Origin of the sequence: Streptomyces sp. NPDC005181 (assembly GCF_040608395.1) — a bacterium.
Lineage (GTDB): Bacteria > Actinomycetota > Actinomycetes > Streptomycetales > Streptomycetaceae > Streptomyces.
In genome coordinates this window covers 1-1,475 of the sequence record NZ_JBEXID010000252.1, presented here as the reverse complement: position 1 = coordinate 1,475, position 1,475 = coordinate 1, and the positions used below count along the sequence as shown (strand labels likewise).

General features: G+C 69.7%; 1 protein-coding gene. It reads right to left on the bottom strand.

Annotated elements, in window-relative coordinates; genetic code table 11:
* Position 1 precedes the first annotated feature (1 nt).
* Positions 2 to 1,228 carry an IS110 family transposase gene (locus tag ABZV38_RS40430; RefSeq protein WP_356333962.1) on the bottom strand — a complete coding sequence of 409 codons (1,227 nt, stop codon included), beginning with the start codon at positions 1,226 to 1,228 and terminating at the stop codon, positions 2 to 4.
* Positions 1,229 to 1,475 lie beyond the last annotated feature (247 nt).

Genomic DNA, 1,475 nt, shown 5'->3' with positions numbered 1-1,475 from the left:
GTCAAGCGGCATGGGGGTGGGCGTGGTGTGACCAGGCGGTTGCTTCGTCGTAGGTGGTGCGGGTTTTGAGGCAGCCGTGGAGGATGCCGACGAGGCGGTTGCCGAGCTGGCGGAGGGCGGGGTTGTATCCGGCCTCGCGGGCTCGTTGTTTGTCGTAGTAGTGGCGGGCGCCGGGTGAGGCGCGCAGGGCGGAGAACGCCTGGGTCTGGAGGGCGTCGGCGAGCCGGTTGTTGCGGACGTAGCGGGCCTGGACGGTGTGGCTCTTGCCGGAGGCCCGGGTGATGGGGCTGGTGCCGGCGTAGTTCTTGCGGGCCTTCGCGGAGGCGTACCGGTCGGGGTCGTCTCCGAACTCGGCGAGCACCCGGGCGCCGGTGATCTCACCGATGCCGGGCATCGAGAGGTAGATCTCAGCGTCCGGGTGCTCCAGAAAATGCGCCTTCACCTGCTCTTCCATGACGGCGATCTGCTCGTTCAGCGCGATGATCAGACGGGCGTGGGCGGTGGCCGCGGCCGCGTAAGCGGCGGTGACCGGCTCGGGCAGGCCAAGCTGCCGCTCGCGCAGCGCGGCCTGGATGGTGGCCGCTTTCGCATCCCGGTTGTGACGGCGGTGGCGGGTCAGGACGGCGGTGATCTGGGTGCGGGTCAGCTTCGCCCCGGCTGCGGGAGTGGGCGCCTTGACCAGCAGTTCCATCGCGTCCGTGCTGGTCAGGGTCAGGTCCGCGTATGCGGTCAGGGCGGCGGGGAAGTACTCCCGCAGCGTGGAACGCAGCCGTTGGAAGGTGCGGGTGCGTTCCCAGATCAGGCTCTGGTGGGCGCGGGCGACGACCTTGACGGCCTGGGCCGCCTCGCTGTCGCCGGCCACCGGCCGTAGCTGGGCCCGGTCGATACGGACCATGTCGGCCAGTGCGTGCGCGTCGCCCTTGTCGCTCTTGGCGCCGGAGGAGGCATACCGTTCCTTGAACCGGGCCACCTGCCGGGGGTTGATCGCGTACACCTGGTAGCCCGAGGCGATCAGGGCCTGTACCCACGAACCGCGGTCGGTCTCGATGCCGACGACGACCTCGCCCGGATCCAGGCTCTCGCCGCCGTGGCGGGCTACGAGCTCGTGCAGCCGGGCGATGCCCGCCACGCCCTCGGGCAGGTTCGCGGCGGCCAGCTTGCGGCCGGTCTCGTCCTGGACCTCGACATCATGGTGGTCCTCGGCCCAGTCATCACCGATGAGCAGCAACAAACCCTCCCCAAGTGCGTTCCTCGTACGGCGTCGTAGCCTGCGGAAGGCGCGGCACGCGGCCTAATGGATCCAGTGCTCACGCCCCGGGGGCGGGCACGCCACCCCATCAGCGGTCTGGCCTCCCAACCACCAGCGGGGGCACGGTCTGACCACAGAAGTCGAGTGCTTCCGGCGGCATAAGTGCTCACCTGCTGGCGGCTACGGAATCGAGCATTCCCCGACTCCGTAGCTCCCATTAGGCGGC